At 69.5% G+C, this 23,067-nt stretch carries 25 protein-coding genes; 6 read left to right on the forward strand and 19 right to left on the reverse strand.

Annotation, left to right across the window (positions count from 1 at the left end):
* Positions 1 to 61 precede the first annotated feature (61 nt).
* On the forward strand, positions 62 to 355 hold the full coding sequence (locus tag VGO20_RS16475) for a hypothetical protein (RefSeq protein WP_327503463.1): 294 nt from the start codon (positions 62 to 64) through the stop codon (positions 353 to 355).
* A 60-nt stretch (positions 356 to 415) separates the two neighbouring features.
* Entirely contained in the window at positions 416 to 775 is a 360-nt protein-coding gene (locus tag VGO20_RS16480; RefSeq protein ID WP_327503464.1) for a helix-turn-helix domain-containing protein, read from the forward strand.
* Here the strand turns inward: VGO20_RS16480 and VGO20_RS16485 are convergent.
* From VGO20_RS16485 to VGO20_RS16500, 4 genes are all read right to left on the reverse strand, one after another.
* The gene (locus VGO20_RS16485; RefSeq protein ID WP_327503465.1) at positions 748 to 1,203 is read right to left on the reverse strand and encodes a helix-turn-helix domain-containing protein; all 456 of its coding nucleotides are present in this window, start codon (positions 1,201 to 1,203) and stop codon (positions 748 to 750) included. The genes VGO20_RS16480 and VGO20_RS16485 overlap by 28 nt on opposite strands.
* A gap of 323 nt (positions 1,204 to 1,526) precedes the next feature.
* Positions 1,527 to 1,943 (reverse strand): hypothetical protein, encoded by a 417-nt coding sequence (locus tag VGO20_RS16490; RefSeq protein ID WP_327503466.1) that lies wholly within the window; start codon positions 1,941 to 1,943, stop codon positions 1,527 to 1,529.
* A complete protein-coding gene (locus VGO20_RS16495) occupies positions 1,879 to 2,124 on the reverse strand; it encodes a hypothetical protein (RefSeq protein ID WP_327503467.1) in 246 nt (81 codons plus the stop codon). The genes VGO20_RS16490 and VGO20_RS16495 overlap by 65 nt, the downstream gene beginning before the upstream one ends.
* A gap of 33 nt (positions 2,125 to 2,157) precedes the next feature.
* Positions 2,158 to 2,685 carry a helix-turn-helix domain-containing protein gene (locus VGO20_RS16500; RefSeq protein WP_327503468.1) on the reverse strand — a complete coding sequence of 176 codons (528 nt, stop codon included), beginning with the start codon at positions 2,683 to 2,685 and terminating at the stop codon, positions 2,158 to 2,160.
* A 544-nt stretch (positions 2,686 to 3,229) separates the two neighbouring features.
* Between VGO20_RS16500 and VGO20_RS16505 the strand changes: the two genes are divergently transcribed.
* A complete protein-coding gene (locus tag VGO20_RS16505; RefSeq protein WP_327503469.1) occupies positions 3,230 to 4,015 on the forward strand; it encodes a sigma factor-like helix-turn-helix DNA-binding protein in 786 nt (261 codons plus the stop codon).
* 184 nt (positions 4,016 to 4,199) lie between these two features.
* Here VGO20_RS16505 and VGO20_RS16510 read toward each other — a convergent pair whose 3' ends face one another.
* The 9 genes from VGO20_RS16510 to VGO20_RS16550 all read right to left on the reverse strand — a co-directional run bounded on the left by VGO20_RS16510 (position 4,200) and on the right by VGO20_RS16550 (position 11,269).
* On the reverse strand, positions 4,200 to 4,601 hold the full coding sequence (locus VGO20_RS16510; RefSeq protein ID WP_327503470.1) for a RidA family protein: 402 nt from the start codon (positions 4,599 to 4,601) through the stop codon (positions 4,200 to 4,202).
* Positions 4,602 to 4,649: 48 nt separating this feature from the next.
* Positions 4,650 to 5,093, reverse strand: a complete 444-nt coding sequence (locus VGO20_RS16515) for a lipocalin-like domain-containing protein (RefSeq protein ID WP_327503471.1) — start codon at positions 5,091 to 5,093, stop codon at positions 4,650 to 4,652.
* Positions 5,094 to 5,115: 22 nt separating this feature from the next.
* Complete coding sequence (locus tag VGO20_RS16520; RefSeq protein ID WP_327503472.1) at positions 5,116 to 5,814, reverse strand: oxidoreductase; 699 nt, start codon at positions 5,812 to 5,814, stop codon at positions 5,116 to 5,118.
* A 13-nt stretch (positions 5,815 to 5,827) separates the two neighbouring features.
* Positions 5,828 to 6,241: an oxidoreductase gene (locus tag VGO20_RS16525; RefSeq protein ID WP_327503473.1), complete on the reverse strand. Its 414-nt coding sequence runs from the start codon at positions 6,239 to 6,241 to the stop codon at positions 5,828 to 5,830.
* Complete coding sequence (locus tag VGO20_RS16530) at positions 6,241 to 7,734, reverse strand: aldehyde dehydrogenase family protein (RefSeq protein WP_327503474.1); 1,494 nt, start codon at positions 7,732 to 7,734, stop codon at positions 6,241 to 6,243. Before VGO20_RS16530 ends, VGO20_RS16525 begins: the two co-directional genes overlap by 1 nt.
* A gap of 71 nt (positions 7,735 to 7,805) precedes the next feature.
* A complete protein-coding gene (locus tag VGO20_RS16535; protein ID WP_327503475.1) occupies positions 7,806 to 8,687 on the reverse strand; it encodes a carbohydrate ABC transporter permease in 882 nt (293 codons plus the stop codon).
* Between the two features lie 12 nt (positions 8,688 to 8,699).
* Entirely contained in the window at positions 8,700 to 9,584 is an 885-nt protein-coding gene (locus VGO20_RS16540; protein ID WP_327503476.1) for a carbohydrate ABC transporter permease, read from the reverse strand.
* Positions 9,585 to 9,818: 234 nt separating this feature from the next.
* Positions 9,819 to 11,111 carry an ABC transporter substrate-binding protein gene (locus VGO20_RS16545; RefSeq protein ID WP_327503477.1) on the reverse strand — a complete coding sequence of 431 codons (1,293 nt, stop codon included), beginning with the start codon at positions 11,109 to 11,111 and terminating at the stop codon, positions 9,819 to 9,821.
* The gene (locus VGO20_RS16550) at positions 11,108 to 11,269 is read right to left on the reverse strand and encodes a hypothetical protein (RefSeq protein ID WP_327503478.1); all 162 of its coding nucleotides are present in this window, start codon (positions 11,267 to 11,269) and stop codon (positions 11,108 to 11,110) included. The genes VGO20_RS16545 and VGO20_RS16550 overlap by 4 nt, the downstream gene beginning before the upstream one ends.
* 71 nt (positions 11,270 to 11,340) lie before the next feature.
* On the opposite strand from VGO20_RS16550, the gene VGO20_RS16555 reads away from it, so the two are divergent.
* Positions 11,341 to 13,926: a N,N-dimethylformamidase beta subunit family domain-containing protein gene (locus tag VGO20_RS16555; protein ID WP_327503479.1), complete on the forward strand. Its 2,586-nt coding sequence runs from the start codon at positions 11,341 to 11,343 to the stop codon at positions 13,924 to 13,926.
* 39 nt (positions 13,927 to 13,965) lie between these two features.
* On the opposite strand, the gene VGO20_RS16560 is transcribed toward VGO20_RS16555, so the two are convergent.
* Positions 13,966 to 15,057, reverse strand: a complete 1,092-nt coding sequence (locus VGO20_RS16560; RefSeq protein WP_327503480.1) for an ABC transporter ATP-binding protein — start codon at positions 15,055 to 15,057, stop codon at positions 13,966 to 13,968.
* On the opposite strand from VGO20_RS16560, the gene VGO20_RS16565 reads away from it, so the two are divergent.
* Positions 14,998 to 15,810: an Lrp/AsnC family transcriptional regulator gene (locus VGO20_RS16565; protein WP_327503481.1), complete on the forward strand. Its 813-nt coding sequence runs from the start codon at positions 14,998 to 15,000 to the stop codon at positions 15,808 to 15,810. The two genes, VGO20_RS16560 and VGO20_RS16565, sit on opposite strands and share 60 nt — an antisense overlap.
* 4 nt (positions 15,811 to 15,814) lie before the next feature.
* Here VGO20_RS16565 and meaB read toward each other — a convergent pair whose 3' ends face one another.
* Genes meaB through VGO20_RS16590 form a run of 5 tightly spaced genes read right to left on the reverse strand, consistent with a single transcriptional unit; the run spans position 15,815 to position 21,791 of the window.
* Positions 15,815 to 16,900: a methylmalonyl Co-A mutase-associated GTPase MeaB gene (gene meaB / locus VGO20_RS16570; RefSeq protein WP_327503482.1), complete on the reverse strand. Its 1,086-nt coding sequence runs from the start codon at positions 16,898 to 16,900 to the stop codon at positions 15,815 to 15,817.
* The gene (locus VGO20_RS16575; RefSeq protein ID WP_327503483.1) at positions 16,897 to 18,096 is read right to left on the reverse strand and encodes a thiolase family protein; all 1,200 of its coding nucleotides are present in this window, start codon (positions 18,094 to 18,096) and stop codon (positions 16,897 to 16,899) included. Before VGO20_RS16575 ends, meaB begins: the two co-directional genes overlap by 4 nt.
* The gene (locus VGO20_RS16580) at positions 18,080 to 19,645 is read right to left on the reverse strand and encodes a class I adenylate-forming enzyme family protein (RefSeq protein ID WP_327503484.1); all 1,566 of its coding nucleotides are present in this window, start codon (positions 19,643 to 19,645) and stop codon (positions 18,080 to 18,082) included. The genes VGO20_RS16575 and VGO20_RS16580 overlap by 17 nt, the downstream gene beginning before the upstream one ends.
* Complete coding sequence (locus tag VGO20_RS16585) at positions 19,638 to 20,051, reverse strand: cobalamin B12-binding domain-containing protein (protein WP_327503485.1); 414 nt, start codon at positions 20,049 to 20,051, stop codon at positions 19,638 to 19,640. Before VGO20_RS16585 ends, VGO20_RS16580 begins: the two co-directional genes overlap by 8 nt.
* Positions 20,052 to 20,060: 9 nt before the next feature.
* Positions 20,061 to 21,791, reverse strand: a complete 1,731-nt coding sequence (locus VGO20_RS16590; protein ID WP_327503486.1) for a methylmalonyl-CoA mutase family protein — start codon at positions 21,789 to 21,791, stop codon at positions 20,061 to 20,063.
* 230 nt (positions 21,792 to 22,021) lie between these two features.
* Here VGO20_RS16590 and VGO20_RS16595 point away from each other — a divergent pair, with 230 nt between their 5' ends.
* Positions 22,022 to 23,038: an SMP-30/gluconolactonase/LRE family protein gene (locus VGO20_RS16595; RefSeq protein WP_327503487.1), complete on the forward strand. Its 1,017-nt coding sequence runs from the start codon at positions 22,022 to 22,024 to the stop codon at positions 23,036 to 23,038.
* Positions 23,039 to 23,067: the final 29 nt, after the last annotated feature.

Genomic DNA, 23,067 nt, shown 5'->3' on the forward strand with positions numbered 1-23,067 from the left:
GGTTGCGTCGGGTGCCGACGATCCCCGCCCGTCCACACAAATCGAACCGAACGATACCGCCATGACAACACCTGCGGCCCCGACCATCTCACCGGTACCCGCGGACGGTGCCGGACGGACAGGCAACCGGCTCGACGACCCTGCGGTGCTGCTGGCGTTGGCCCGGGACATGGAACGCAGCCTGATCGACCTGCAGGGTCCGCTGGACGCCCTCGAGCTGCTCGCCGACGCGCTCGACATCCGTCAGGCGACGGCGCTCGCCTGGCTGGTCTCGACGGCGGCGCGCTCCGCCAGCGAGCTGCGCGGGCAATGGGAGCGGCTGCACGAGATGGCCTCACCCGCGCGCGGGCGCTGACAGGCGCAGACGGGTGGGTTATCGTCCGGCCCGGCACGACCCCGTTCCCGGAGCCAGCCCATGCACGATCTCGGCACGCGCCTGACCCGGCGGCACGACCAGCTCGGCCTCAACGGGGCCGACACCGCGCGCCGGGTCGGCATGAAGTATCAGACCTTCAAGAAGCTGCTGGCCGGCCGGGCCAAGGGCCTGCCCCGGCCCGAGCTGCTGGTGCGCCTGTGCGAGGCGCTCGCCCTCACTCCGGCCCAGGCCCTCGGGCTGGCGCCCGTGCCCGGTCTCGACGACGCAGCAGGCGTGCCGCGGCGCGCGTTGCTGCTGGCCCGCCTGGGCGCCGCCCTGAGGCGCGCCGGCCCGCAGGAGTTCGCCGCCGCCCGCCGGATGCTGGAAGCGCTCTACGCCGGCGACCGGCCGGCCGGCTGAGCCCGGCGGGCGCCGCGCGCCCCCGTCCTGCCCCGCTTCGCTTCACTTCGCCCTGTTCGCGCAGGCGCGCCCTCAAGAGCGGCGGCATGCCGGTTCAGCGTGTCGAGCAGGTCGACCGCGAGCGCCAGTTGCGCGTCGTCGAGCCGGTCCAGGCTTGCCAGCAGGGCACGGACCTCGGCCTCGTGGGAGGGCGGCGCCAGCACCTCGCCGTCGCCCGGCGCCGGCGTCAGGCCGAGCAGCTCGAGCGGCTGCAGGCCGACCACCTCGCACAGGCGCAGGAAGGAGGCGGCCGGCGGCAAGGTCGTCGCCTTGCCCGAGGCGAGCTTCTTGAGCGTCTGGCGGTGCAGGCCGGTGCGGCGCTCCAGCTCGGCCATGGAGAGGCGCAGATGATCCAGCCGGGCGGTCAGGCGGCGCGCGAGAATGTCCATGGCCGCATTTCGCCGATTGTGGGTATCCGGCTCCACGATGAAATTGGAGAATCGAAAATATCCCTATGTGCGACAACCGGCCGCGCAGGGCCGGTGCGGGGAGTCCGTCTATCTTTATATGATTCATCTGGTGTTGTTCGTGTCACCGGCCGGACGGGGCCCGTCCGGCCCGCGCGCCCGATGTCGCGGCGAAGGCACGCCCGGGGAACGGGACCGTGATCGGCGGAACGGGCCGGCGGCACGCGAACGCCCGCGGCGGCCGGAGTCTCACGACGTCCGGGCCGGGGGCGGGCGGAACGGGGATGGGGGCGGAGGCGGCCGGCTCAGGGCCAGCGGCGGCGTTGATCGAGCTTGCGGGCCAGCGCTTCGAGCGCGTGCAGCTCGGCTCGGCGCTCGGCCAACTCGTCGCCGATGCCGGCCAGGAAGTCGGCCACGCGTGGCCGGCGCGACAGCGCGTAGGTGGTCCAGACGTGGTGGAACGCCTGCTCGAACAGGTCGGAAGGCCAGGCACTCATCTCGGCGACGTCGAGGTCGAGGTCGCCGGGTGCCGGCGGCTCCATGTCGAAGCGCCGATGCAGCCGCGCGAGCGCGCGGGCGACCGCGGCCGGATCGCCGGGGGCGAGGCTGGCGCGAACCTGGGCGAGTGCCGCTGGCAGAGTAGCGGCGATCTCGCGGTCAAACGGGATGAGCGGCGCGGGCTCGGCGCTCCATGAAGCGGCGAATGCACGCGTCCGCCGCACGCTCGTTGCGCTCGGCGAGCTCGTCGCGCCAGCTTCGGCGCGGCCGGCCGGACGGGGGTCGGGGTTGGGCATGGGGCAGCCCTCGCTTGCGATCCAGCAGCCAGGCGCGCCAGGCGGCGGCGTGGTCGTGGTAGCGGTAGCCGTTGGCGCGGCAGGCGGCGATGAAGAACTCGGTGAACATCAGCGGGTCGATGTCGGGCCGGCGCTCGCGCGCTCAGGCGACGTCGGTGGTGCTCGGCAGCCAAGTCGGGTCGACCACCCGCGCCCCGGCCCGGCGCTCGCGCCCAATCTGCGCGCCGGCGTTGCGTGGCTCCTCCGGCCCAGCCTTCCCCGCCGCATCCGCTTCGTCCTCAGAGCCGGCGTCAGGCTCGGGCGCGTCCGCGGCCACTTCGCCCCAGGCCCGCTCGGCACCGGCCGACGCGGACGGCCGTTGGCGCGGGCCACCCGGGTGCTGCCGCCGAGCCAAGCGGTAGAGGCAGGTGCGCATGGCGCCGTTCGCGGCGGTGCGCCGGGTGCGCTCGAGGGCGCCGGCCGCCTCCAGGCGGTTGATCACCTTGATGACCCAGGAGCGCGAGCGCTTGAGGCTTCGTGCGAGCACGGCCTGGCTCGGCCAGCACAGGCCCTGCGGATTGGCGTGAACGGCCAGGGCCGCCAGCACCGCGATCTCGTCGGCGCCGAGGGCGGGATCGGCGAACCAGGCGGCGGGAACGATGCCGAAGCGCTCGCAGCGGGTCGCGGTCATGGACGGGCTCTCCCTGTCGGGCGGTTGCATTCTTCCGCTTTAGCCCCGCCTGCCGGTCCCGGTCAAAGCACCCAAGGTTGTCGGAGTTCCCCTCGATTCGCACCGGCTTACGGAAGGTGCCGTCCGGAGATCTCTGTCCCTCTCGGGCGTCGAAGACCGGTTGCGGCGCATGAGCGGTACCCCGTTTGCCTGAAGCGAATGCAACGCCCGCGCGCGATGCGCTGGAAGCGCGCTTCCGGGCGGCCCTGCGGACGACGGACGATCCTGCGCTCCTCCAGGCGATCCGCCTGCCCGCCACGCCCGATTCCCAAGGTGCCGCCCTCAAGGTCCAGTATTACGGTTGCAGCACTGAAGCGACATCTCTCTTGACGGTTTCTTCGGAAAGTGGCGATGCCCGGTGCGATCGTCGAGAACCTGCTGGAGCTGTGGTCAGTGGAGTTGCATGAGCCGTGGCTCGGATCCGTCCCCTATCTCCCATGCCAGCATGGCGGCCTCAGCCTCGTGCTTTCTGGCCGAGCTGCTCGGTCCGGAACGACGCAGGAGAATGGCGACAGGCGAGGGCCTGAGAGCATTCCCCCCTGACGCGAAGCGCTTCTGGGTCACGTCCAACTTCATGCCTGCACTTTGCATCAAGCAGAAATTGAAGGACCGCTTCCGTTTGACCGGGGATGAAATGAGGCGCATCGGGCAGATGCGGGCGGCTTTCCTGCTGCACGATGTCTTCGGTATGAGCTTCGACGAAGTCTCGGACGCCATCGGACGGAAGGCGACGACCTGCCGCAAACTCGCCGGCCGGGCGCGGACCCATATCCGGGAATCCCGCCCAAGGTTTCCTGTAACCCAAGAGCATGGGCTCGAGCTGGCGGCCGCTTTCTTCATCGCGTCGAGAAGCGGCGATCTGAGTGCCCTGTGCACGCTCCTTGCCGAAAGCGTCGTCGTCTACGCCGACGGCGGCGGCAAGGTTCCGGCATCCATGTCGCCGGCGATCGGGTTCGACGCGTCGATGAAACTCTTTCGTGCTCTTGCCCGGTATTTCACGCAATCGCCGTCCCGACTGATCCGCTACGCGACCATCGATGGGCTGCCGGGCTTCATCACGGTCGAAGCAGAGGACATCGTGCAGACGACCGCCCTGCAGATCGAGAGCGGGAAGATCGTCGCAATCTACGTCACGCGCAATCCCGAGAAGCTGCGGCACTTGGCCGACAAGGATGTCGAGTTCCCCACGCCGGCGGAGAGGATCGGTCGATCTGTCCCTACTCCCCCCGGCGCGGCAACTGAGCTTCCTGCTCCTGCGGACAGGCGGCGACGGCGTTGCCTGTCGGCTTGACGGCACGCAAGGTCCGGCATCACGCGGTCGGCATAGGCCCATGGAACCGGCTTCCGCGAGGCGAGGTGAACCGGCCCGCCCCGGTCCACCCGGATACGACGCAGCCTGCCCCGGCTGCGCAGGGGCAATCGGCCCATAGAACCGGGATTCGACTGGCCTCATCCGTTCCCGGCTGCGAGCCCGATCAGTCCGTCTTTTCGGCGACGGCGTCGACCTCGATCAGCCATTCCGGCAGCGCGAGGCCGGCGACCACGACGGCGGTGGTGGCCGGCGGCGCGCCTTTGAAGTAGCGGTTGCGCAGCGCGGCATAGGTCATGATGTCCTCGGACTTGAGGCAATAGGCGTTGAGCTTGACCACGTCGCCGAGATCCATGCCGGCATCGGCCAGGATCGCTTCGATGTTGGTCATGATCTGCTCGACCTGGCCGTCCAGATCACCGGCGATCGTGCCGTCGGGCCGGGTGCCGACCTGGCCGGCGACGTAGAGGCGACGGCTGCCGGCCGGCACCTCGACTCCGTGGGAATACAGGTTGTTCGTCGGCGCGGCCATGGTCGCGGGATTGTGCCTGAGATTGGCGGATGACATGACGGTCTCCCGGTTGGGTGATTGGAAGGGACGGCGTGGCGGAGGCGCTCATCGCACCCGGTCCCACGACAAGGTCGACACCGACAGCTTGCCGTCGATGGGGCTTGGATCGGGACCGGCCACGATCGTCAGCGCGTCGCCTGCGACCGCGAAGCCGCGCACCTGGTCGGTTCCCGTCCAAAGCTGGTTCCACGAGACCTCGACGTGATGGACGACCTTGTCGCCGACGATGGTGTAGCGGCCGGCATAGGCGGTCAGGCCGTCGAACAGCGCGAGGGCCTCCTCGCTGGTCGGCTTGACCGAGGCCGGGAGCTTCCGGTCGCCGGGGACGTTGAGAACGGAGAAGCGGCCGTCGGCCGTATAGGTCAGCAGGCCGCTCGGACGCTCGCCGCGCGGACTGAACGTCTCGCCGGTCTCGACCGTCTGCTGGCGATGCGATCTCAGCCGCCAGGTCCCGACGAGCAGGGCGGCGGCGGATTTGCTTTCGGACACGCTCTTTCCTCCGATGATCGGCTCACGCGCCTGCCTTGGCAGGGCTGGGCTGCCCGCGCAGCGTCGCCGCCGCCCAGCGCGAGGGATGGGCCGGGCCGTACTGGGCGGGGTACTCGATCGGGGCGCCGAGCCGCTCGGCGGCGTGCCACACCCAGCGCGGGTCGTCGAGGAAGGCGCGCGCCATGGCAACGAGGTCGGTCTGCCCGGACGCCACCGCATCCTCGGCGGCCTGGGCATCCACGATCAGCCCGACCGCCTGGGTGGCGATGCCGAGCTCGGCTCTGACGCGCGCCGCGTCCGGCAGCAGATAGCCGGGATGCGAGGCGAAGCGCTGCCCCCCGACCAGGCTGCCGCTCGACAGGCAGACATAGTCGTAGCCGAGCGCCTTGAGCCCCTCGGCGAACGCCAGCGTGTCGTCGAGGGTGCCGCCGCCCTCGATGAAGTCGCGGCTGTTGACCCGCGCCCCGAGCGCGCGCTGCGCCGGCCACACGTCGCGCACGGCCGCCGCGACCTCGAGCGGGAAGCGGAGCCGGTTGCCCAGTGACCCGCCATAGGCGTCATCGCGGCGGTTGGTGATCGGCGACAGGAAGCTGTGCAGCAGATAGCCGTGCGCGGCATGCACCTCGACCACGTCGATGCCGAGCCGGGCCGCGCGCCGCGCGGCGTCGGCGAAGGCGTCGCGGACGCGGGCGAGGCCCGCCCGGTCGAGGGCCTCCGGCACGGGACGCGTATCGTCATAGGCGATCGCCGAGGGGCCGAAGACGGTCCACCCTCCCGCCTCCGGCCCCAAGGCCGCCCCGCCCCTGCCAGGGGACCCGACAGGCCCCCTTGCGCCCGGCATGGGCGAGCTGGATGCCGATCGGCGTGTCCCCGACCGCGCGGCAGAGGTCGAGGACGCGGCCGAGCGCCGCCTCCTGGGCGTCCGTGTACAGGCCGAGGCACAGCGGCGTGATGCGGCCGGCCGCCTCGACCGCCGTCGCCTCGATCATCACCAGCCCCGGTCCGGACACGACATACTGCCCGAGATGCTGGACATGCCACGCCGATGCTTCACCGTTCGGCGCGCTGTATTGGCACATCGGCGAGACGACGACCCGGTTGCGCAAGGTCGCGCCCGACAGCCGGAAGGGCGAGAACAGGACCGACATCAGCCCACCCGTATCCACACGGCCTTGGTGTTCAGATAGTCGTCGAACTGCTGGACGCCGGACTCGCGGCCGTAGCCGCTGCCCTTGTAGCCGCCGAACGGCATCGCGGGATCCATGGCCTGGTAGCAGTTGACCCACACCGAGCCGGCACGGATCGCCTTGGCGAGATAGTGGGCCTTGCCGACATCGCGGGTCCACACGCCGCTGCCCAGCCCGTAGACGGTGTCGTTGGCGCGCCGGGCGACATCCTCGATATCGGTGAAGGGCACGGCGCTGACCACCGGACCGAAGATCTCCTCGCGCGCGATGCGCATGTCGTCGCGGACGTCGGCGAACACGGTCGGCTGAACGAAGTAGCCGCCGGCGAAGACGCCTTGCGCGAGCCGGGTGCCGCCCGCGGCGATGCGCGCCCCCTCCTGCCGCCCGACGTCGAGATAGCCCGACACGCGCTGCAGCTGCTGCTCGGAGACCAGCGGTCCGATCTGCGCCTCCGGGTCGATGCCGTGGCCGACCTTCAGGCTCCTGCCGTAGTCGGCGACCCGCTCGACGAACTCGTCGTAGATGCCGCGCTCGACGTAGAGGCGCGTCCCGGCGCTGCAGACCTGTCCCGAATTGCCGAAGGCGGCCATGGCGGCCCCGGGCACGGCAAGCTCCATGTCGGCGTCCGAGAAGACGATGTCGGGCGATTTGCCGCCGAGTTCGAGGGTGATGCGCTTGAGGTTGCCGACCGAGGCCTGAACGATCTTCTGCCCGGTCTCGAACGAGCCGGTGAAGGCGACCTTGTCGACGCCGGGATGGGCCGCCAGTGCCGCACCGGCCGTTTCGCCATGGCCGGTGACGATGTTGACCACCCCGTCCGGCAAGCCGGCCTCCAGCAGCAGCTCGCCCATGCGCAGCGCCGACAGCGGCGATTCCTCGGCGGGCTTCAGCACCATGGTGCAGCCGGTGGCCAGCACCGGGCCGACCTTCCAGATCCAGGAGACGAGCGGCCCGTTCCACGGCGTGATCGCGCCCACGACGCCGACCGGCTCCCTGAGGGTGTAGGTCACGTAGTCGCCGGGCAGGGAATTGTCGACGGTATTGCCGTGAAGGGCCGTCGCCATGCCGGCATAGAAATGGAGCAGCCCGAGCAGGCGGCGGCGCGAAGCGCGCGTGCGGCTGATCGGAGCGCCCATGTCGAGCGTGTCGATCAGCGTCAGCTCGTCGAAATGCCGGTCGACCAGATCGGCGAGCTTGAGGATGATCTGCTGGCGGTCGTAGGGCTTGAGCTTGCTCCACGGCCCTTCGAAGGCGCGGCGCGCGGTCGCGACCGCCCGGTCGACGTCCTCGCGGTCGCCGGCGGCGACGCTCGCCAGCACCTGGCCGGTGGACGGGTCGACGGTGTCGAAGGTCTTGCCGGAGGCCGCCGCGACCCATCGGCCGTCGATCAGCAGCCTCTTCGACGTTCCGTCGAGGAAGGCGGGGCGAGTGTCGGCTTGCGCATGCGTCGTCACTGTCGGGTCCTTTCTGGTGTCGCGGTAGCGGGGCGGGCGGGCGGCCCGCCCGGAAGGCGGTCTGCCGGCGGTCATCCCTTGACCGAGCCGGCGGTGAGGCCCTGGACCATGTAGCGCTGGAACACGAGGGCCAGCAGAACCGCGGGAATGGCGGAGAGGAAGCCGGAAGCCGCGATCACGGAGTAGTCGATGTTCGCCTGGCCGACCATGCCGGCGATCGTCACCGGCAGCGTCCCCGTCCCCTGCTTCGAGTTGAGCACCTGCGCCACGAGGAACTCGTTCCAGCACAAGACGAAGGTGAAGGCCCCGGCGGCGACGAGGCCCGGCCCGGAGATCGGCAGGATGATGCGGTAGAACACCTGGAACCGCGTGCACCCGTCGATCATGCCGCTTTCCTCGAGCTCGCGCGGCAGCGTCTCGAAGTAGGACTTCATGATCCAGATGGTGAAAGGAAACGTGAAGGAGCAGTAGGCGAGGATCAGGCCGCTCAAGGTGTTCTGGAAGCCCATCTGCCGCATGATCAGGAACAGCGCCGGCATCAGCACCACGACCGGCAGCATGCGGGTGAACAGGATGGCATAGAGCGTGGCGCTCATCAGGCGATGGCGGAAGCGCGCATAGGCGTAGCCCGCGGCACTGCCGACCACAACGTTGATCGCCGTGACGACGACGCTGACGATGATGCTGTTGGCCATCGACGGCAGGATCTGCGCCGTCTGGTGCCGGGCGTGGAAGTCGACGAGGCCGAGGATCTTGGCGTAGTTGTCGAGGCTCGGATGGGGCGGCACGAGCGGCATCGGCCGCATCAGGAGATCGCGCTGCTCGCTGATGCTCGTGATGAACAGCCAGACGAAGGGGCCGACCAGCCACAGCGCGACGACCGCCGCGAGGCCGTAGATCATGGTCGCCGAGGCCCATCGCCTGGAGCGCCCGTGGATTGGAATGGCGGACATCGCGGCGGCTCCCTACTCGGCCCGGAACTTGGCCAGGACGAAGCGGTGATAGACGACGGTCAGCACGACGCAGATCAGGGTCAAGGTGAACAGGATCGCGGTGCCGGGGCCGAACCTGAAGAAGCTGAAGGCGGTGCGGTAGCCGAGCCAGGTCACGGTGGTGGTGTCGTTGCCGGGCCCGCCGGACGTCATCACGTAGATGAGGTCGAGCATCAGGAAGCCGTTGACGGTGGCCAGCACCAGGACCAGGAACATCATCGGCCGCAGCGACGGCAGCGTGACGTGCCAGAGCCGGCGCCAGTAGCCGGCACCGTCGACCGCGGCGGCGGCATGGAGGTCCGGAGAGATGGACTGGAGGCCGGCCAGGAACAGGATCGCCGCGAACGGCGCCTGGTTCCACACGTAGACGACGATCAGCACGTTGAGCGCGGTGAAGCCGTCGCTGAAGAACGCGATGTAGCTGTCGATGGCGCCGAGACGGTAGAGGACGCCGTTGATCGCGCCGAAATCCGCGTCGAGCATGCCGAGCCACAGGATGCCGACGGCGATGCGCGACAGAGACCAGGGAATGAGCAGCATCGCCCTCATCACGCCCCGGCCCCGGAAGTTGGCATCGAGGACCAGGGCCATGGCGAGCCCGAGGACGGTCGCCTCGATCACGAACAGCGCGACGAAATAGACCGTGCGCCCCAGAGCACGCCAATACTCCGGATCGGACATGACGCGGGCATAGTTGTCGAGCCCAACGAAGCGGAAGAACGGTATCCGCATGCCGAAGATGTCGAGGACCGGACCGCTTTGGCTGAGCAGATCGACCTCCGCGAAGCTCAGCCACACGGAATAGGCCAGCGGCAAGAACACGATCAGCGCGATGAGCAGGAGCGAGGGCGCGACCATCCAGGCGGCGAACCATGCCTCCGAGCGCGCCAGCGAGCGGCCCGGCGAAACGCTCCCCCGCGCCCCGCCGCCCCGGTCCGAGACGGCGGGCCCGGACCTGGGTCCCGCCTTCCGCCACACCGCCCACCAGGGCGCTCGCGCTGTCGATGACGCCGAAAGGTCGGAATTGATCATCGTGTCAGGCCAGTTGGTCGTTTCTCGGACGAGGGCTCGCCGGCCGCGCCGGAGCACGGCTCAGGCCAGGGATTTCTGCAGGGCCACGAGAGACTTGATCGCCTCCGGGACGGTGATGCTCTTGCGGATCATGTCGTGGAGGATCGGAACCGAGCGGGCGTCGTATTCCGGATACCAGGCTTCCTTGAAGGCGCTGATGACCTTGCCCTTCTCGTACTGCCGGCGCAGCAGCGGCAAGTCGATCCAGTTGGCGTAGGAGGCGACGACGTCCGGCTGGTCGTAGAGGGCCGGATAGGGATTGTCGAGGCCGGAAGCCAGGGCCCATTGCCGCTGCACGTGCCAGTCCCCGTGGAGATTGGCGCCGACGAACCGCATCAGCTTCCAGCTGCTCTCCAGCGCCTCGGTCCTGGCGTTCAGGACGTAGGAGTCCGTCCACATGTAGGTGTCGCCGGTCTTCCCGGGATACGGCGCCATCTTCGCCTTCTTCGGCGCCAGCAGCGACTCCTTGGTGTCGCCCGCGATCGTCTGCAGATAGTTCGAATGGTTGGTATGGTACGCGTAGCGGCCGGTGAACATCATCCGGTGCACGTCGGTCGTCGACGGCTTGGTGAAGATCTCCGGGGTGACGAGCCCGAGCTCGTAGACGCGCTGCCAGCGCTCCATGACGCGGGCGATGGCCGGATCCTGGTCGATGATCAGCCTGTTGTCGTCGTCGAACACCCTCGCTCCGTCGGCGAAGCAGTCGGTCAGGAACTGCGGCGTCGTCCCCGTCACCGTCGGGTTCCAGTTCGGAAGGAACGGATACTCCGAGATCTTGTCCGTCTTGAGCTTGACGCAGTGCTCGATCAGCTCGTCCCAAGTCGCCGCGGCCTGCTGGAACCCCCCTTGCTGCAGCATGGGCTCGTTGTAGATCATGATGTACATGCCGGTGTAGTACGGCAGGCCGATCAGCTGGCCTTCCTTGTTCGTCAGGCTGGCCAGATTGGCCGGCGCCATCGCCTTCTTGATCGCGTCGACCCCCGGCAGGTCGTCGAGCGCGCGGATCAGGCCGGTCTGCGACCAGCGCTCCCGGAAGGAGTGGAAGCAGTACATGACGTCGACGATGTCGCCGGCGAACGCGCGCGCCTCCAGCGTCTGATGGAATTGCGGCCAGGGCAGCGTAGAATAGTTGACCTGCTCGCCGTACTTCTCGTTGAACAGGTCGACATAGCCTTGAACCATGTCCGGCCGGAAGGTCCAGCCGACGAAGCTGATCGGCGCCGCCGCCCGCGCCGATCCCGACGCCAGCCCGCCGAACGCGGCGGCCAGAGACAGCGCCCCGGCCCCGGCCAGAAATTCCCGCCTGTTGGTCATTCCACCCTCCAGTTTGGATTCTTGATTGCCGTTGCCCCGAGCATACGGGAGTCACCATACGCTTTCAACAGGAATTGGCCGCCGATATTGCTCATATCGCGGATATATGCGCTTAATAGAGCGTTTTCTGCAAACAGAGCGCGGAAAAGCTGCGCCATGCGCGGGCCTGGCGCAGGCCGGTCGGGGAACGGCCCCGGTCCCGCTCGGCAACCGAGGAGAGGCATACGGCATGTACGAGATCGATCCCTCGCGCCTTGATCTTGCCCGCGAGTTCAAGCGCAGGCCGCTCGGCGCCCACAGCCCCGACCTGCAGGCGGTGCTCGACCGCATGCGCAGCATGCCCATCGAGGGCAAGCACTGCCTGATCGTCACCAAGCCCCATGCGCAGTGGCTGCTGGCCCGGATGAGCGGCACGCCGCCGATGCCGGTGCCGGTGCCGGGCATCGTCTTCACCGACCCCGCAGAGGCCGAGTGGACCGTGTTCAAGTTGCGCTGGCAGGCGCTGACCGGCCACGACCTCGCCTCGGCGCTTGTCGAGCCGGCGCTGCCGCCGCCGAGCGCCGAACCGGTCGCGGCCCCCGATCCGTCCCGCGCGATCCTCGCCTACGCCGATACGATCAGCGTCGCGCCGGGACAGACCGTCGACGTCAAGGTCAGCTGCCTCGGCGTCGAGACCTACCGGGCCGACCTCGTACGGTTGCGAGCCCCCCAGAGCGGGCCGGACGGGGAAGGCTATCGCGAGGACGAGGTTCCGACGCCGGCGAGCGGTATCTATCGAGGCCGGGTTCAGCCGCTGCGGCTCGGGTCGCACCTGGTGCTGCCGGCGCTCGAACCGCCGCCGGAAAGCTTCACGGTCCAGGTCCTGGCCTGGCCGACCCGCCTGGCGAGCGGCGAGCAGGCTCTCGTCGGAACGTGGTCGCAGGCGACGCGGCGCGGCTTTTCGCTCTGCCTGGACGCTGCCGGTGCGCTCGCACTGCGCCTGGGCGACGGCGCCGGGTCGGTGGACTACACCACCGGCGTGCCGCTCGTCGAGCGGCACTGGTATCTGCTCGCCGCGAGCTTCGATGCCGCCTCCGGCATCGTGGACCTGCACCAGCTACCGATCGGCGGCCACGGCTTCCGTTGCGACGGCCCGGTCTCCGTCCGGCACGCGGCGACCATCGAGCCGACGCCCGGCGACGCATCGCTGCTGGTTGCGGCCTGGCATGGCGGCGACGCGGACGGGGTTGCGCCCGGCGGCCACTTCAACGGCAAGCTGGAGCGTCCGCGCATCGCCCGTGCCGCCCTCGCGCTTGCGGACATCGAGCGTCTGGCCAGCGACGCCGACTGCCGCGATTTCCGCGACGTTCTGGTGGCCGCTCCGGATTTTTCGCAGGACATCGGCTCGGACCGCGTCGTCGACCTGTCGCCGCGGCAGGGGCATGGCAGCGCCGTCAACCAGCCGACCCGCGCGGTGACCGGACACAACTGGGATGGACGCGTGACGGACTGGAGGCTGGCGCCCGGTCAGTACGGCGCCATCCATTTCCATGAGGACGACGTCGACGACGCCAGCTGGCAGACCGACATCGCGCTGACGATCCCGCAGACCCTGCGCAGCGGCGTCTACGCGATGCGCCTGCGCGGCGACGGCGCCGAGACCCATGTCCCCTTCTTCGTCCGGCCACCGGCCGGCACGGTCGGCGCGCGCGTGGCCTTCCTCGCCCCGACGGCCACTTACACGATCTATGCCAACAACCGCTCCCGCTTCCTGGCCGCGGGAACCGAAATGCTGCGCGGCCACCTCCTCGACTTCGACGTCACCGACATGCGGCTCCTGCAACACCGGCTGGGGCTGTCGACCTACTGCCTCCACAGCGACGGCAGCGGCGTGTGCTACGGCACGCGGCTGCGGCCCATGACCAATTTCCGGCCCAAAGGCCGGCTGTGGAACTTCAGCAGCGACCTGTTCGTGATCGACTGGCTCGAGCAGACCGGCTGCGGCTACGACGTGATCACCGACGACGACCTGCACGAGCACGGCGCCGCGCTGCTGGCGCCCTACCGGACGGTCGTCACCGGCTCGCACCCCGAATACGCCTCGCTCGAAATGCTCGACGCGCTGGAGACCTATCTCAAGGCGGGCGGGCGCATGATGTATCTCGGCGGCAACGGGTTCTACTGGCGCATCGCCTACCGGCCGGGCTGCCCGGGTGTCGTGGAGGTCCGCCGGGCCGAGGACGGAACGCGCGCCTGGAACGCGGCGCCGGGCGAGTACCACATGAGCTTCACCGGCGAGCAGGGCGGACTGTGGAGCCGCCAGGGACGGCCGCCGAACGCGATAGCAGGGGTCGGCTTCATCGCGCAGGGTTTCGACGTTTCTTCGTATTACCGGCGTCGGGCGGACAGCCGTGACCCGCGCGCCGCGTTCATCTTCGCCGGCATCGACGACGAGATCCTCGGCGATTTCGGCCATCTCGGCGGCGGCGCGGCCGGCGAGGAGCTGGACGCCTTCGACGTCGGCCAGGGGTCGCCGGCGCACCCGCTCGTCGTCGCGTCGTCTGAACGGCACCCCGGCAGCTTTCATCTGGCCAACGACGCGGTGCTGGTTCCCAACGCCGCGACGAGCGCCCTGCACAGCGAGAGGGTCCGCGCGGACATGGTGTTCTTCGAATGCCCGAACGGAGGTGCCGTGTTCTCGACCGGTTCGATCGCCTATGCCGGCGCCCTCTCGCACGACGGCTACGACAACAACATCGCCAGGCTGACCCGGAACGTGCTCGAGCGGTTTCTGGACCCCGCCCCCTTCCCGATGCCGGGCCAGGGCCGCCGCTGACCGGGAGCGGCGGCGGCCGACCTGGTTCCGCCGGCCCGGTCAGTGCAGCGGCGGGGCCGACCGCAGGGTCCGGCCGCTGGCGGCATCGAAGAGATGCACCGCCGGCACCTGCGGCTGCAGCCGGACGATGCTGCCCGCCGCAGGGCGCGCACGGTTCGCCGACACCGAGCAGACCTGCGTGCCGGCGACGTCCGCGAACACGAAGGTGTCGGCGCCGGTCGGCTCGACATGCTTGATCCGCGCAGGGATCGCGTCGTCGCCACCGCCGAGCGACAGGTGCTCGGGACGGACGCCGTAAACGACCGGCCGGCCATCCTCCCCTTCGGCGTCCGGCGGGAGCGGCAGGGCGAACCCGCCATCGGTCTCGACGACGGCGCCGGCGCCGTTCCTGCGGATCGCGCCCTGAATGAAATTCATCGACGGCGACCCGATGAACCCGGCGACGAACAGGTTGGCCGGCCGGTCGTAAAGTTCGAGCGGTGCGCCGATCTGCTCGATCCTGCCCTGATGCATGACCACGATCCGGTCCGCCATCGTCATGGCCTCCACCTGGTCGTGGGTGACGTAGACGCACGTCGTGCCCAGCCTCTGATGAAGATCCCTGATCTCTGATCGCATCTGGACGCGCAGCTTCGCGTCGAGGTTCGAGAGCGGCTCGTCGAACAGGAAGACCTGAGGGTCGCGCACGATGGCGCGGCCCATGGCGACCCGCTGGCGCTGGCCGCCGGAGAGCTGGCGCGGATAGCGGTCGAGCAAGGGGGTCAGGCTCAGTATCTCGGCGGCGCGCGCGACGCGGGTGTCGATCTCGGCCGCCGGCAGGCGGCGCAGCGTCAAGGAGAACGCCATGTTCTTGCGCACGGTCATGTGCGGATAGAGGGCGTAGTTCTGGAAGACCATCGCGATGTCGCGATCCTTCGGCGCGAACTCCGTCACCTCGCGGCCGCCGATGGAGATCGCCCCCTGCGAGATGGCCTCGAGGCCCGCGATCGTGCGCAGCAACGTCGACTTGCCGCACCCCGACGGGCCGACGAGCACGACGAATTCACCCTCCGCAATGGCGAGATCGACCCCGTGAATGACGTCGATGTGCCCGAAAGACTTTCTGACGTTCCGAAGCTCTACCGCGGCCATCGTTCGTTTCCTCCGCCCGCCGGCCAGGGCACTTGCCTTGACCGGCGTTCATTTTTGATGTTTTCGGATATTTCCAGCGCCTATAGTACGGAATCCGCCACCATGTGGCAATTTTCCTGCAGGCACCGCGACACCATGAAAAAAACAACCGACACGTCACCCGCTGTGACGATTCAACTCGAAGATAGTACTCTTCAGGCTGGGCTCGGGCGCCCGGCCCTGGGAAAACCAGCAGCGAGGAATGCAGTGCCGGTCTTGGACGACATCGACGTGGGCATCATCGACTACCTGCATAAGGACGCGCGCGCGCCGGCCAAGGCGATCGCGGAGACGCTCAACGTCCCCGAATCGACGATCCGCAGCCGGCTCGCGCGGCTCGTGGACTCCAACGTCATCGAATTCGTCGCCCTGACGAACCCACTGCATCTAGGTCACTCCGTCTGGGTCATGATGGAGATAGAAGTGGTGACGCGCCGCATCCGCCAAGTAGCTCGCGAGTTGACGGCGATCCCCGAGATATATTTCGTCTATATCACCACAGGCAGTTTCGACATATTCGCTGGAGCAACTTTCATCGACAATACCGAGTTCGTCGATTTCGTCACGAACCAGCTCTCAAAAGTCGACGGAATCGTCCGCGTCAACACACGCACCATTCTCGAAGTCCACAAGCGCGTCTTCAAGTTCAGGCCCCGCGCTTCGGCGGTACGCAGCTCCAAGACACCGCGCAAGAGCACCGTCCAGACACGCTGAGACATCATGGCGCGCCCCCTCGCGGCGGCGGCGGGGCCGGCGCCTCGCGCGCCGCGAGGGCGGCCGCCGCCTCGACGGGACTGACCTGCCCGTCGAGGACGCGCTCCACCCAGTCGGCCAGGGCCGCCCCGAAGGGCTCGCCGGGATCGAGATAGGGAGCGAGCAACGCCGCGCCGAGTTCGCGCGCGACCAGCGAGCGGATGCGGGCGCGTCGGCGTGCCCGCATCCGCTCGCCCGCCTCGCTCCAGGCGAGAAAGGCATCGACCGATGCCGCCAGCTCCGGGATGCCCTCCCCCTTGCCCGCGCTGACGAGGAGCGTCGGCGGACGCCAGACCGTCGCCTCGCGGCTCGGATCGCCGTGCCGGGACATCAATGCCCGGCGCCCTGGCGAGGTCGCCGGCTGCGGTCCGTGGAAGCCGGGGGATACGGCGTTGACGCCCGGCTCGCCGGCATAGGCGGCGGACAGGGCCGTGTCGATCTGCGCCGCGGTCGCGACCGCGCCCGGCAGGTCGGCCTTGTTGACGACGTAAAGGTCGCCGATCTCCATGAGCCCGGCCTTGGCGGCCTGCACGTGGTCGCCGAGGCCCGGCACGCCGACGACGACGGTGCAGTCCGCGGCATCGGCGATGGCGACGTCCGCCTGACCGGCGCCGACGGTCTCCAGCAACACGCGATGGAAGCCGGCCTCGCCGAGAACGGCCAGGACGTCCCAGACGGCCGCGCTCAGGCCCCCGCCCTCGCCGCGCGCCGAAAGGCTGCGGACATAGACGCCCGGCAGGTCGGCGCTGCGGTCCATGCGCACGCGGTCGCCGAGCACGGCCCCCCCTGAGAACGGGCTCGCCGGGTCGACGGCGAGCACCGCGACCGGCTCGCCCGCCTGCGCCCAATGGGCGGTCAGCGCGTCGACGAGGGTGGATTTTCCGGCTCCGGGCGGCCCGGTGACGCCGACAACGCGAGCCGCCCCACCGGCCCGATAGGCGCAGGCCAGGATCTCGCGATGCCCGGCGGCGCGGTTCTCCACGACGCTGATCGCGCGCGACAACCTCCGGACCGAGGCGGGGTCGGCGGCTGGGCCCGACCGCGCGGTCATGGCACGTCGACGAGCAGGGCGTCGCCCTGGCCGAAGCCCCCGCAGATCGCCGCCGCGCCGAAGCCGCCGCCGCGCTGCCGCAGCGCGCTGACGAGGGTCATGGCGACGCGCGCGCCGCTGGCGCCGAGCGGATGCCCGATGGCGACCGCTCCGCCGTGCCTGTTGGTCCTGGCGCGCAGCCGGTCCGCGGCGGCCGCGTCGCCGTCCGCGAGGCGGAGCGTGCTGACCAGCGGCGTCGCCGCGAACGCCTCGTTGATCTCGATCAGGTCGAGGTCCCGGGCAGTGCGGTCGGCGGCCCGCAGCAGCTTGGCGATGCCGATGGCCGGCGTGTAGGAGCCCGATGTCGGGCCGTCGGCCACCTGGGCATAGTGGCTGATGCGCGCCAGAACCGGCAGGCCGCGCTCCTCGGCGAACCGCCGGGACACCAGGAGCAGGAAGGCGGCGCCGTCGTTCAGGCCCGGGGCGTTGCCCGCCGTGATCGTCAGGCTGCCATGGACCGTCGCGAGCGCCGCCAGCTTCTCGGCGGAGGTGTCGCGGCGCGGCGATTCGTCGGCCACGACCCGCGTGGTGCCGCCTTTCGCGGCCGGCGCCTCGACCGCGATGCGCTCGGCGTCGAAGTACCCGGCCGCCTCGGCGGCGAAGTAGCGCTGGTGGCTGCCGAGCGCCCAGGCGTCCTGGGCCGCCCGATCGATACCGTGGCTCAACGCCTCCTGGGACGTATAGGCGGCGATCGGCACGTCGACCGTCGGCGTGCGCAAGGTCAGCGGATCGGCGACCGTCACCGGCCCGACCGCCCCACCCCGCCGCCGCGGCCACAGCAGGGGCGTGGCGCTCAGAACGTCGACACCGCCGCAGATCACCACCTCGGCGAGACCGAGGCGGATGTCGCGCCAGCCGATACCGATCGCGCTCATGCCCGAACAGCAGGCCCGGTCGACGGCGAGCGACGGCGTCGTGTCCGCGAGACGCGACAGCAGCACCGCCTGGCGGGCCGGCGTCAGCGTCGCGGCGGCGATCATCCCTACGCCCATGTAGACCGCTTCCACCTCCGACGCCGAGAGCGCGCTGCGGTCGAGCAGCGCGTCGATGGCCAGAGCGGCGAGGCGTGGCGCCGAGACGTCGGCGAGGACGCCGCCGAACCGGCCGAAGGGCGTGCGGGCGAACGCCGCGACGACGACGTCATTGTGCTGCGACATGACCGTCCTCGCGCGAAAGCTGGGCGAGGCGGGCGCGCAGAAGCCCCTTGTCCACCTTGCCGTTTGGGTTCTTGGGCAGCGCCTCCTCGATCAGGAAGCGCTTCGGCGTCTTGAAGCCGAGAATGTCCCGGCAGCCGGCCCGCAACGCCTCGGCGGAAAGACGGGCACGCGGCGCCGGTGCCACGAAGGCGACGGCGATTTCGCCCCATTCGGCATCCGGAACGCCGATGACCGCCGCTTCGGCGACATCGGCGAGGCTCGTCAGCACCGCTTCGATCTCCTGCGGATATATGTTGAAGCCGCCGCTGATCAGCATGTCCTTGCTACGGCCGGTGAGCGTGATCAGGCCGTCCTCGTCGATGCGGCACAGGTCGCCGGACCACAGCCAGCCGCCGCGCAGGACCGCGGCGGTCTCTGCCGGCAGGCGCCAGTAGCCGTCCATGACGTGGTCGGCGCGCACCGTCAGCTCGCCGATCTCACCGGCGGCGACCGGCGTTCCGTCCTCGGCCCTGGCCACGATCTCGACGAAGCTGTACGGGCGGCCGATGCAGCCGACACGGGGCCGGCCGTCGGAATCGAAGTGGTCCTCGGGCGACAGGAAGGCGCAGGTCATCATCGCTTCCGTCAACCCGTAGTTCTGGGTCAGGATCGGGCCGAACCGCTTCAGGACCTTCTCCAGCGTGTTGCGCGGGATCGGCTCGGCGCCGTAGCCGATGGCGCGCAGGGACGAGGTGTCGGTCCGGTCGATGTCGGGGTGGTTGACGATGCGCGTCAGCGCCGTCGGCACGCAGGTGAAGACGGTCACGCCCAGCCGGGGAATGGTGTCGAGCAGCCCGTCGACGCCGCCCTCGACGATCACGTTGGTCGCACCGCGCAGGAACCACGGCGTCACGTAGGTGCCGCTGGCGTGGGTGAGCGGACCGATATGGGCGAGAACGTCGCTGCCGCGGATGTCGCGGTCGACCAGCATGTTGCGGGTCACGGCGAGCCAGTGCCGGTGACGGAGCATCACGCCCTTCGGCCGCCCCGAGCTGCCCGACGTGTAGTTGATCGAGGCGATGTCGTCGGGCACCGGGCACCGTCCGGCCAGGGCTTGAATCAGCTGGTCGCCAGGGGGAGAGAGAAGTTCGTCGAAGGACGGCCCGCCCTGCGCGGCACCGCCGTCCACGGGGCAGGTCCAGGTGGCGGTAGCCGCCAGCCGCGGCGAAGTGCCGGCGTCGCAGAACACGGCGGCGGCGCCGCAGTCGGCGACGATCGCCGCAGCCTCGGCCGCGGTCAACCGGGCGTTCATCGGCACGCGCACCAGCCCGGCACGCTCCAACGCGCTCTGGAGGAACAGATACTCCGGCCGGTTCGCCATGAACAGGCCGACCCGGGCGCCGGACGGCAGCGCGCGCGCCAGCCGCGCCGCCAGCGTGTCGGCGAGCCGGTCGACTTCCTGGAAGGTCCAGCGGCGCTCGCCGCAGATCAGCGCGGTGCGCTCGGCGAAGCGACGCGCCGCGCGCCGGGTCAGGGTCGCAAGCACGGGGGGCGTGGCAGCGTCAGGCATGGGATGTCTCGGCCATCAGGTAATCGACGATCTCGGAAACCGAGGTGCCCGACAGGAAGACCCGCGACACGCCCGCCTGCGTCAGCCGCGGAATATCCTCCTGGGGGATGATGCCGCCGGCCATGATGCGGATGTCGTCCGCACCGCCCTCGTCGAGGAGATGCCGCAGGCGCGGCAGGAGCGTCATGTGGGCGCCGGAGAGGATGCTGACGCCGATCCAGTCGACGTCCTCCTCGATCGCGGCGCGGGCCACCTGCTCCGGCGTGCGGCGCAAGCCCGTGTAGATGACCTCCATGCCGGCTTCGAGCAGCCCGCGGGCGACGACGCGGGCGCCGACGTCGTGGCCGTCGAGGCCGACCTTGGCGATGAGGATGCGGATCTTGCGCTTCGAGGAGAGTAAGGACATGGCAGCCGATCAGAAGTCCGTTGACGGCGAGAAGTGACCGAAGACGTCGCGCCAGACATCCACGATCTCGCCGACCGTCGCATAGGCGCGCACAGCCTCCAGCACCGAGGGCATGACGTTGGCGCCGCTCTGCGCCGCCGCGCGCACCTCACGCAGCGCCGCGGCGACGCGCGCGCCGTCGCGTTCGGCCCGCACGCGATCGAGACGCGCCAGCTGCTCGCGCGCAAGGCTCGGATCGATGCGGAAGGCCGTGTTGGCGACGTCGGGCTTCTGGGGCCACAGGTTGACGGTGACCCAGGGCCGCCGGCCGGTATCGATGGCCTTCTGGCGGCGGACCGCGCCCGTCGTCATCAGCTGCCGGCCGAACCCGTCCTGGATGACCGGGAGTGCTCCGCCTCTGGCCTCGATGACCTCCAGCGCGTCGAGGATCTGCCGCTCGACCTCGTGGGTCAGGGTCTCGACGTAGTAGGAGCCGCCGAGCGGATCGATCGTGTCGGCGAAGCCGTGCTCGTGGGCGATCACCTGCTGGGTGCGTAGCGCCACTTTCAGCGACGCTTCGCCCGGGGTCGACACCGCCTCGTCATAGGAGGCGATATAGACGTAGGAGGCGCCGCCGAGCACGTAGGCGAGCGTGCCGAAGCCGATGCGCGCGACGTTGTTGAGCGGCTCTTGCAACGCCTCCTGGCCGTGGCCGTAGACCGTGGTGCGCAGCGCCATGGCCTCGGCACGCGTGGCGCCGTAGCGCTCGCGCATGCGCCGCGCCCAGATCCGCCGCAGGGCGCGGAGATTGGCGATGGCGACGAAGAAGTCGTGCCGCTCGTCCGGGAACATGTGGATGAGCGGCGCCACGTCGTCGATCGAATGGCCGCGCGCCAGGAGATCGTCGATGTAGTGGCCGGCATTGGCCAGCGCGATGGCCGTTCCCAGGCTGGAGCCGGCGCCGCCGGCATTGATGTGATTGACGCACACCGTCATGGGCGACCATCCGGGCGCGTTGGCGATGCACCATTCGACGGCGTCGCAGGCGAGCTTGGCGGCCGGCGCGGCGGGCAGGATCTGGGTGCCGCGGGCGATGTATTCCTTCAAGGGGTCGTTCTGCAGGTTGACGACGTAACGCGACCACGGCACGCCCTGCTTCTCGCCGAGAGCCGCGAACAGGGCGAGCACGATCGGGCCGATGGAGTTGCCGAGCGTCCCGACACGCTTGAGGCCGTCGAGCGGAATTCCCTCGAACAGGAGCTCCATGTCGGCGAGCGAGCTGACCGCGACGCCGACCTGCCCGACCTCGGCCGTCGCCATGGGGTGATCGGAGTCGTAGCCGCATTGGGTCGGCAGGTCGAAGGCGACGAGGATCTGCTCGACGCCCCAGTCGAGCAGCGTGCGGAACCGGCCGTTGCAGACGCGCGCCTCGCCGAATCCCGAATAGGCGGAGACGACGAAGCCTTCGCCCCGGTTCATGGCGCCGCGGTCGCCGCGTGTGAACGGATACTCGCCCGGAAAGCCGAGATCGGTCCGGTAGTCGAAGCCGGCGGCCTCGAGGTCGGCCGGTGTGTAGAGCGGCTTCACGTCGATGCCGCAATCGGTGACTGGGGCCGGTCGGCCGAGGCCCCGCGCCGCATCGACGGCAAACGTCCCGCCCAGCCAGCGCGCCGTCTCTTCGGCGATCACATCCGCCTTGCTCGCAGCAGGAGACGGGCTCCCCCGCGCTTCGTCGGCAACCGGGAACTTGGAAGCGGTCACGACTTCATCCTCTTGCTGGCTTCCCGCAGGCGGCCGGGAACGGGGGCACTGGCTGCGCTTGGCACAAAATCCGGCTGGCATGATTGCGCTTTCAGTGATATTGGTCAATAAGAATTGCTTTTTACGCCGATTTTTGCGGCCAACACGGCGGAAAACCCGAAAGCGGCCAAGCCCGATCCCTCCTGGCGGATCGGAACGGTCCTCGCATTGCCGATGGGAGGGATGTCACGATGCTGTCGAGACGGTTCATACTGGGCGGGGCCGGCGCGCTCGCCGCCAGCGCCATCGCCGGCAGGAGCCGGGCCGAGTTCCGGCCGAGCCCCCGCTATCCGGATCCCGCCGTGCAGGCGCTCGATCCGAGCTTCAACAAGTACATCGTGTTCTTCGCCGCGGTGGAACGGATCGCGACGGGCGAGACGCGCTACACGGAGGGGCCGGTGTGGTTCGGCGACGGCCGGTACCTGGTGTGGAGCGACATCCCCAACAACCGGATGCTGAAGTGGGACGAGGCGACCGGCATCGTCAGCGTCTTCCGCGAACCCGCCAACTACGCCAACGGCAACACGCGCGACCGCCAGGGACGGCTCATCACCGCCGAGCACGGGCGCCGTGTCACCCGGACCGAATACGACGGCTCGATCACGGTGCTGATCGACGCGTTCGAGGGCAAGCCGCTCAACTCGCCCAACGACGTGGTGGTGGCCTCCGACGATGCGATCTGGTTCACCGACCCGCCCTTCGGCATCAGCGGCCACTACGCGGGCAACCAGGCAAAGGCGGAACTGCCCAACAACGTCTACCGCCTCGACGCCCGCACGGGGCGCGCGACGGTGGTCGCCGACGATGTCGCGGCTCCCAACGGCCTGTGCTTCGCGCCGGACGAGAAGAAGATGTACATCGTCGATTCCTTCTCCAGGCCGGTGAGCATCCGCGTCTACGACGTCGTCGGCAACGGCACCCGGCTCGCCAATGGGCGCGTGTTCTTCACCTGCGGCGAGGGCGAGGCGCCCGACGGGATCCGGTGCGACGTCGACGGCAATCTGTGGTGCGCCTACGGGGCCGTGAAGGAGGGCATGGACGGCATCCTGGTCCTCTCGCCCGAGGGCCGGCCGATCGGCCGCGTCGCCCTGCCGGAGCGCGCGGCCAACCTGTGCTTCGGCGGCCCGAAGCGAAACCGCCTGTTCATGGTGACGGGCCGGGCCGTCTACGCGCTTTTCGTCAACACGCAGGGCGCTCTGGGCGGCTGAGCCGCCCGATCGCTCTCAGGAGGCAGGGA

Origin of the sequence: Arenibaculum sp. (assembly GCF_035998295.1) — a bacterium.
GTDB lineage: Bacteria > Pseudomonadota > Alphaproteobacteria > Azospirillales > Azospirillaceae > DASYHS01.

Bases quoted from the DNA above. Each gene is read 5' to 3' on its own strand.
- VGO20_RS16475 (WP_327503463.1), top strand. From the start codon at position 62: ATGACAACACCTGCGGCCCCGACCATCTCACCGGTACCCGCGGACGGT.
- VGO20_RS16480 (WP_327503464.1), top strand. From the start codon at position 416: ATGCACGATCTCGGCACGCGCCTGACCCGGCGGCACGACCAGCTCGGC.
- VGO20_RS16485 (WP_327503465.1), bottom strand. From the start codon at position 1,203: ATGGACATTCTCGCGCGCCGCCTGACCGCCCGGCTGGATCATCTGCGC.
- VGO20_RS16495 (WP_327503467.1), bottom strand. From the start codon at position 2,124: ATGTTCACCGAGTTCTTCATCGCCGCCTGCCGCGCCAACGGCTACCGC.
- VGO20_RS16500 (WP_327503468.1), bottom strand. From the start codon at position 2,685: ATGACCGCGACCCGCTGCGAGCGCTTCGGCATCGTTCCCGCCGCCTGG.
- VGO20_RS16505 (WP_327503469.1), top strand. From the start codon at position 3,230: ATGGCGACAGGCGAGGGCCTGAGAGCATTCCCCCCTGACGCGAAGCGC.
- VGO20_RS16510 (WP_327503470.1), bottom strand. From the start codon at position 4,601: ATGTCATCCGCCAATCTCAGGCACAATCCCGCGACCATGGCCGCGCCG.
- VGO20_RS16525 (WP_327503473.1), bottom strand. From the start codon at position 6,241: ATGTCGGTCCTGTTCTCGCCCTTCCGGCTGTCGGGCGCGACCTTGCGC.
- VGO20_RS16535 (WP_327503475.1), bottom strand. From the start codon at position 8,687: ATGTCCGCCATTCCAATCCACGGGCGCTCCAGGCGATGGGCCTCGGCG.
- VGO20_RS16540 (WP_327503476.1), bottom strand. From the start codon at position 9,584: ATGGTCGCGCCCTCGCTCCTGCTCATCGCGCTGATCGTGTTCTTGCCG.
- VGO20_RS16545 (WP_327503477.1), bottom strand. From the start codon at position 11,111: ATGACCAACAGGCGGGAATTTCTGGCCGGGGCCGGGGCGCTGTCTCTG.
- VGO20_RS16550 (WP_327503478.1), bottom strand. From the start codon at position 11,269: ATGGCGCAGCTTTTCCGCGCTCTGTTTGCAGAAAACGCTCTATTAAGC.
- VGO20_RS16555 (WP_327503479.1), top strand. From the start codon at position 11,341: ATGTACGAGATCGATCCCTCGCGCCTTGATCTTGCCCGCGAGTTCAAG.
- VGO20_RS16560 (WP_327503480.1), bottom strand. From the start codon at position 15,057: ATGGCCGCGGTAGAGCTTCGGAACGTCAGAAAGTCTTTCGGGCACATC.
- meaB (WP_327503482.1), bottom strand. From the start codon at position 16,900: ATGACCGCGCGGTCGGGCCCAGCCGCCGACCCCGCCTCGGTCCGGAGG.
- VGO20_RS16575 (WP_327503483.1), bottom strand. From the start codon at position 18,096: ATGTCGCAGCACAATGACGTCGTCGTCGCGGCGTTCGCCCGCACGCCC.
- VGO20_RS16580 (WP_327503484.1), bottom strand. From the start codon at position 19,645: ATGCCTGACGCTGCCACGCCCCCCGTGCTTGCGACCCTGACCCGGCGC.
- VGO20_RS16585 (WP_327503485.1), bottom strand. From the start codon at position 20,051: ATGTCCTTACTCTCCTCGAAGCGCAAGATCCGCATCCTCATCGCCAAG.
- VGO20_RS16595 (WP_327503487.1), top strand. From the start codon at position 22,022: ATGCTGTCGAGACGGTTCATACTGGGCGGGGCCGGCGCGCTCGCCGCC.